A 6,482-nucleotide genomic window follows, 5' to 3' on the forward strand; every position below is an offset into this window, starting at 1 on the left:
GACCTCCGCTTCTGTGCGGAGGTTTTTTAAATGTGTCAAATCCAAGTCATCGTTAAGAGCGGGGAAAAATCCCCGGCCCATGATTTATAATAGAGGGAGAAAGGAGAGAACATGAAGAAATTTTTTAAACGCAGCATCTTTCTGCTTATTTTTTTAATGGCGATGATTCCCGCAGCGGCCCAAGCCAAAGGGGCCCAGGCGGTGAAAAGTCCCCAGGCCCTTCGCATCGATGGCGAGCTGACCAAGGTGCGGGGCTATAATATCGGCGGCTACAACCACTACCGCCTCCGGGATCTGGCTCGCGCCCTTCAAGGCAAGGTGGATTTCGACCTTGCGGGAAACAGCAAACAGATAACCATCGATTGCACCAAGACTTACACCCCCATCCCCGGGGATCAAATTGGCGGAGCGCGGGAGCGGGCTTTGGGGCGGCAAATGCAGCTCACGGTCATCGGCGAGCATCCCGCGAAGCTTGTGGAAACCGCCTATAATATTAAGGATTTTAACTACTTCCGCCTGAGAAGCTTGGGCGTGATTTTAGGTTTCGACGTCAGCTACGACGCGGCGAGAAATGAAGCGGTGATTACGACGAAAGCCGCGGAAAAAAAGCCGGTGCCTGCGCCGAAACCGACCCCTGAGGCGCCTCGAGGCCGGGTGATTTTAGGGAACGAACGGCTCCTTACGGAATACAACAATTTAATCGACAACAAGCGCGTGGGCCTCATTACCAATCAAACGGGGGTCGATGCCAATGGCATCCCCGTAGCGGAAAAAATCAAGGCCTATCCCCGCGCAAAGCTCGTGGCCCTTTACAGTCCGGAACACGGCCTCGACGGCAAACAAACCGCCGGCGCCTATGTGGCGAGCTACTTCGATGGGAAGATGAACCTGCCCGTCTACAGCCTCTACGGCCCGACGAGAAAGCCCTCCCGCGACATGCTTAAGGGCGTGGACGTCTTGGTCTACGACATGCAGGACATCGGCGCGAGGACCTACACCTACATCTCCACCCTGCAAAACGCCATGGTCGCGGCGAAGGAAAACAACATTCCCATCCTGGTTTTGGATCGGCCCAATCCTCTGGGCGGCGAAATCGTGGAAGGCTTCCTCCGGGAGACCCGCTTCAAATCCTTTGTGGGTATCGACAAAATTCCCATGGCCCACGGCATGACCGTCGGGGAATTGGGGCAGTTCTTTAATCGGGAAATCGGCGCCGACCTCACCGTGGTGCCTATGAAAAACTGGACCCGCAGCATGGTATGGCAAGACACGGGCCTGCCCTTCGCTCAAACCAGCCCGAACATTCCTAATTTGGAAAGCGCCTTTTTATACATGGCCACGGGAAGCGGCGAGGAAACCGGCATCGGCCAAAGCGAATACTTCCACTGGGTTGGCGGCAGAAACATCGATTCCAACGAATACGCCCGCCGGCTCAACGCATCGAATTTGCCCGGCGTCACCTTTGTTCCCGCACCGAAAGGCGCAAGGGGCGGCGTACGGGTGAAGATCACGGATCCCCACCGATTTAATCCGGCCCGCACCGGGATCTACACTCTGGCTGTGGCCAATCAAATGCGGCCCATCAATGTGCCCGCCTGCAAAAAGCCCTACTCCATGTTCTATCTCATTCAGGGATCGGAAGAAATCGCCAACCTCTTCCGGGCGAGAACCTCGCCGGAAGCCATGGTGAAGGCCTATGAAAAAGACGTAAACGCCTTTAGAGCCCAACGACAAGCCTATTTACTTTACAAATAAAAGAAGCCTCCGAAACATCGGAGGCTTTTTACATGGCGTTAATCGTTTTTCACGGCATCTTGCAATTGCCGGCGCACATCCTTCACCGGCGCCATAATCACCCGGCCCGTGCCTCGATAGGCATTGACCAGGCCTTCGCCGCTGGCGGCGGAACCGATTAAGCTTTTGCCGCTTCGCTCCACGGTAAATTCCAAGCTGTTGGACCAGGCCAGGGCCAAATTGCCGTCGATTTTCAGCACGTCGTCGACGAGATCGATGACGATGAGCTCTTCCCTCGGCACAGGAGATTCGAGGCACACGACGCCGTCGCCTTTGAGGCTCAGATTAAACAGGCCCATGCCGCCGAAAGCGGAGGAGACATTGGTGCGTGCCACGACTTTTTGCTCGAGTTTTCCGTCACAGGCCATAAAAAGGCCGTCTTTTAAGATGATGGCGCCGTTCCAATCGGCGAGGTCTTCCAGTAGGATATACACATCCGTGGGCTCGAGGCACAAGCGTCCCGTGCCCGTGTATTCCGGCTTAATGGCGCTTTCGCCGGAGAGGCTACCCTTTACGGCCTTGCCGAAAAAGTCTTTGGCGCCCTTAATTCCCGTGGTGGCCTTCACATCCCCCAGCATCCATTGCATGGCTCCGGGTTGGACGGTGACATCGCCCTTGGAAAGATCGCAGTACACTTGCCGCTTTCTTACATTCATTTGAGAAGCGAAGTAGGCCTCCATGGCCTCTTCTCTGCGCACGGACAGATCCCGCTTGTATTCCAGGACTTGGAAGGGTCCTTTTTCTTCTACAATGCGAATGTCGTCGTTGTCGGTAAAATTGTGGATGGTAAACATAGTCGCTCCTTATCTTTGGAAATAGCGATTCAGGGCCCGCAATATGCCTAAGGCCATGGCCTCTTGGTAATTGGGGTCGTTGAGTTTTTTGTCTTCCTCGGGATTGGACATGTAGCCGCACTCGATGAGGCTCGTGGGCATATGGGCGAAATTGGTGCCCGTTAAATCGTCTCTTGCGATGGCCCCGCGGGGCTTCGCCGAGGTGGCGGCGGCCATTTCGCTTAAAATCAGCTCCGAAAGGCGCATGGATGCGTCGCTTAAATGGCCCACGTCGGGATTATTTTTCGACGGATAGTAGGTCTCGATGCCTGAAACCGCCCTCGGCCCGCCGTTGGCGTGAATCCTCAAATACACATCCGCCCCGGAATCATTGGCGATGGCCGCCCGCGCCTGATTGGAAAGATCCACGTCGTTGGAATCGCGAATCATCACCACGCGGTAGCCCGCCGATTCCAGCTTTTGCTTCAGGCAGCGGCTGAAAGTCAGATTAAATTCATATTCGTAGATGCCCGTGGCCACGCCGCGGGTGCCGTCAGTTACCTTCGCCTTCATTTCATTGGACGAGGGGGCGATGGTTTCTTTCTCCGGATTGCCGTGGGCCTGATGGCCGGCGTCAATGGCGACGATGGGGCCCGTGCCGGCAGGAACCTGCGTTTGCGCTTGAGGCGGATTCTCTTTCGGCGCCTCGGCCGGGGCAGACGGTTCTTTTTTCACTTCCTTCGGCGGCGTTTTCTTCGCCGCTTCTTTTTTTCGGGCCTCTTCTCTTTCTTCGCGCCGCGCCTGTTCCTGTTTTACCTGGCGGGTAAGGGCCGCTTCCGTTTTTGCGGCATAAATTTTCAGGCCCACGGCCGTCACGAGAAGGAGAAGGATGGCACCGATAATCCATTTTCTCATAAATCGCTCCTTTTCTCCCATTTTACCATAGATCTTTGGAAAACTTTTGAGTTCCTCGCCTCTTCATTTGGTATAATGTAGCTTTGTAAGGAGGCAGTATGAAGAAGACATCCATCGCCAAATCCACGGTGCTCATTATTTTATTTTCCCTCATCGGAAAAATGATGGGCTTCGTCCGTGAGTCCATGGTGGCCGCCATATTCGGGGCGGGTTTTGAAAAAGACGCATTCGTCGCCGCCCAATCGGCAACGTCGACGGTGAGTATGTACATCGTCATGGGGATCAGTACCGTTTTTATCCCCAGTTTGCAGTCGGTCTTTTCCAAATACGGAGAAGAAGGCAAGCATAAATTTACCAACAACATCTTTTCCATCGTAAGTTTGCTTACGATTTTAATCATGATTTTAGGCATTGTGGGGGCGCCCCTTCTGACCATGCTCGTCGGCCCCCGCTTCGATCCGCGGACCAAGGCCCTTACGGTGCAGCTCATTCAACTGGGCATGCCCGTCATTGTCTTTTCCGCCTACGAGGGGATCTTCACCGGCTATTTACACTTCCACAACCGCTTCGGCATCGCCGCATCGGTGCCCATTTGGTTGAACCTGGTGTATCTGGGCTACCTTATGATCTTCTCCACGAAATTCGGCATCTACGGCCTTACCATCGTTTCCGTTCTCGCCGTCGTGGCGGAATACATCTGCGTTTGGTACGGCTCCCACCGGGTGGGCTACCGCTTTCAGCCCATGCTGGATCTAAAAGACGAGCACACGAAGCAGACCCTGCTCTTGGCCATTCCCGCCATTATTACGGTTAGCGTCAACAACATTAACACCTTGGTCAACCGGGCATTGGCATCGGGCCTCGCCTCCGGCTCCATGAGCCGCCTGGACTACGCCAACAAGCTGAACGTGCTCGTGATCGGGATCTTTATTACCGCCATTACCTCGGTGATCTATCCCGCCATGAGCAAGGCCTTCGACGAAGGAGAAATGGAAAAAGGCAAGCGGATCATGAACGGCTCCGTGCGCTCCGTACTCCTCATCACCATTCCCGCCATGGCCGGGCTTATCGTCCTGGCACAGCCCATTGTGGAGCTCGCCTTTATGCGCGGCGTCTTCACCCAAGCCGATGCCGATGCCACGGCAATTTGCCTCCGCTTCTACACCTTGGCCCTCGTGTCCATCTCCGTGAACAATGTGCAAAACCGGGTCTTCTATAGCTTGGAAGACACGAAGACCCCCTTCTACCTCGGCGTGGTCAACGTGCTCTTTAACGTGGGATGCAACTTGATTTTGGTACGCACCATGGGCATCAACGGCCTGGCACTTTCCGTGTCCATCGCCCAAACCGTGGTCACCTGGTTCTCCTTCACCATGCTGAGAAAGAAAATCGGTCACATCGGCATGCGAAGCTATGTGAAGATCACCGTAAAAACCGTCATCGCCTCGGTGATTATGGGGGCCTTCGCCTACTACTTCTATTTCGGCGGCCTCGGCCTTTTAGGCAATGTCGGCAACGCCGTCAAACTCATCCTCTTCAGCCTCACCGTGGCCCTTTCCTCCGTACTCTACTTCTTTATCCTGGATCTCTTGGGCTTAAAAGAAGTAAAGGACATTAAAAAAATCGTGGCCATTAAATTCATGAAGAAAAAAATCGCATAAACAGAAAGGATACCCATGAAAGCAACCAGCGCTCGCTTAACCGACGCCGCCATGGCCTATGTAAAAAAGAAAAACATCACCGCCCTCTCCGTGGATACGCCGGAGATGGCCTGCTGCGGTGTCGCTGATGTTATGAGCGCCACCGTGTCCAAGGGCCTGCCGAAGAAAGATCCCATCGTCTACAAAAAGTGCGAGGATCGCGGCGTGGACGTGTACTACCCCTACTACACCGAAGTGGAGGGAGACTGCATCATCATCGATGCGGAAAAATTCTTAGGCGTGACCCGGCTCTTTGTGACCAACGGCGTCATGGAAATATAATTGCGGCACCTGCGGGTGCCCTTTTTTGTACCGCTCGGGAGAAAAAAGATACCGCTTGTCGAAAAACAGCGGAAATTATCCGCCCCATGGATTACTATAAACGCAGGAGGTGCGACATGAAGGTCGAAATCATTTTAGACGACGCTTACGAGCAGCCGTCGGTGAAAATTTACACCCGGACCATGACGGAAGAAGTGGAAAAACTACGAGAGGCATTAAATACGGCAGCCATCGAAAAGTTGGTGGGGCTGAAAGACGAAGAGGTCTTTCTCCTGGACTACGACGATACCCTGCGGATCTATGCCCAAGACAAATCGGTTTACGCCGTGGCGGGGGGCGAGATCTACCGCCTCAGGCTGAGCCTTGCCGCTTGCGAGGACCGACTCAGGGCCCACCGCTTTTTGCGCATATCCCGCTTCGACATCATTAATTTAGATTACGTGAAGAAATTGGATTTAAGCTTTACGGGAACCATCGCCGTGGAAATGAAAAACGGCGACGTGGTTTACGTATCTCGGCGAAACCTGCGGGCCTTTAAAGAAGCCCTGGGACTCTAGGAGGTGTCTTATGAAAACTTTAAGAAATGCGTTCTTCTCTTTTTTGGGCGGCGTAGGCATCGGCGCCCTTATCGAAGCCTTTATCTCCATTGCCTTGGGCGTAAACATCGTCGGCGTGCCGGATTTTGTCGATACCGTCACACCCGGTTATGCGAAAATCATTCAGTGCCTCTGCTACGGTGGCTTCGGCCTCGTGTCCTATCTGTGCGGCGAATTTTGTAAAAGCAAGAAAGGCGCATTCTACCTCATGCATGGCCTGCACTTTTTCATCCTTCTCGTCTACTTTGTCTTCGTGGGATTTTACCTAAAGTGGTTCACAGACCCGACCTCGGCCCTTTATTCCGTCCTCTCCTTTGCCGCAATCTACTTCATCATTTGGATCGCCATCTACTTTAAGGAAAAGCGTATGGTGGAAAAAATGAATCGACAACTGAAATAAAAGCCGCCGCCACAACGGCGGT

At 53.8% G+C, this 6,482-nt stretch carries 7 protein-coding genes; 5 read left to right on the forward strand and 2 right to left on the reverse strand.

What is annotated here, in order from left to right; all coding sequences use genetic code 11:
- The first annotated feature begins 111 nt into the window (after positions 1-111).
- A complete protein-coding gene (locus WKT05_RS10400; RefSeq protein ID WP_340414038.1) occupies positions 112-1,755 on the forward strand; it encodes a DUF1343 domain-containing protein in 1,644 nt (547 codons plus the stop codon).
- Between the two features lie 38 nt (positions 1,756-1,793).
- Here WKT05_RS10400 and WKT05_RS10405 read toward each other — a convergent pair whose 3' ends face one another.
- Together WKT05_RS10405 and WKT05_RS10410 are read right to left on the reverse strand one after the other, a co-directional pair.
- The gene (locus tag WKT05_RS10405) at positions 1,794-2,588 is read right to left on the reverse strand and encodes an AIM24 family protein (protein ID WP_340414039.1); all 795 of its coding nucleotides are present in this window, start codon (positions 2,586-2,588) and stop codon (positions 1,794-1,796) included.
- Between the two features lie 9 nt (positions 2,589-2,597).
- Positions 2,598-3,482 (reverse strand): N-acetylmuramoyl-L-alanine amidase family protein, encoded by an 885-nt coding sequence (locus WKT05_RS10410; RefSeq protein WP_340414040.1) that lies wholly within the window; start codon positions 3,480-3,482, stop codon positions 2,598-2,600.
- 98 nt (positions 3,483-3,580) lie between these two features.
- Between WKT05_RS10410 and murJ the strand changes: the two genes are divergently transcribed.
- The 4 genes from murJ (at position 3,581) to WKT05_RS10430 (ending at position 6,460) form a co-directional block, all read left to right on the forward strand.
- Positions 3,581-5,143: a murein biosynthesis integral membrane protein MurJ gene (gene murJ, locus WKT05_RS10415; RefSeq protein WP_340414041.1), complete on the forward strand. Its 1,563-nt coding sequence runs from the start codon at positions 3,581-3,583 to the stop codon at positions 5,141-5,143.
- Between the two features lie 15 nt (positions 5,144-5,158).
- Complete coding sequence (locus WKT05_RS10420; RefSeq protein WP_215506569.1) at positions 5,159-5,464, forward strand: hypothetical protein; 306 nt, start codon at positions 5,159-5,161, stop codon at positions 5,462-5,464.
- Between the two features lie 116 nt (positions 5,465-5,580).
- Positions 5,581-6,021 (forward strand): LytTR family DNA-binding domain-containing protein, encoded by a 441-nt coding sequence (locus WKT05_RS10425; RefSeq protein ID WP_340414042.1) that lies wholly within the window; start codon positions 5,581-5,583, stop codon positions 6,019-6,021.
- Between the two features lie 10 nt (positions 6,022-6,031).
- Entirely contained in the window at positions 6,032-6,460 is a 429-nt protein-coding gene (locus WKT05_RS10430; RefSeq protein WP_340414043.1) for a DUF3021 domain-containing protein, read from the forward strand.
- Positions 6,461-6,482 lie beyond the last annotated feature (22 nt).

It is taken from the genome of Peptoniphilus sp. HCN-40583 (genome assembly GCF_037892835.1).
GTDB lineage: Bacteria > Bacillota > Clostridia > Tissierellales > Peptoniphilaceae > Aedoeadaptatus > Aedoeadaptatus rachelemmaiella.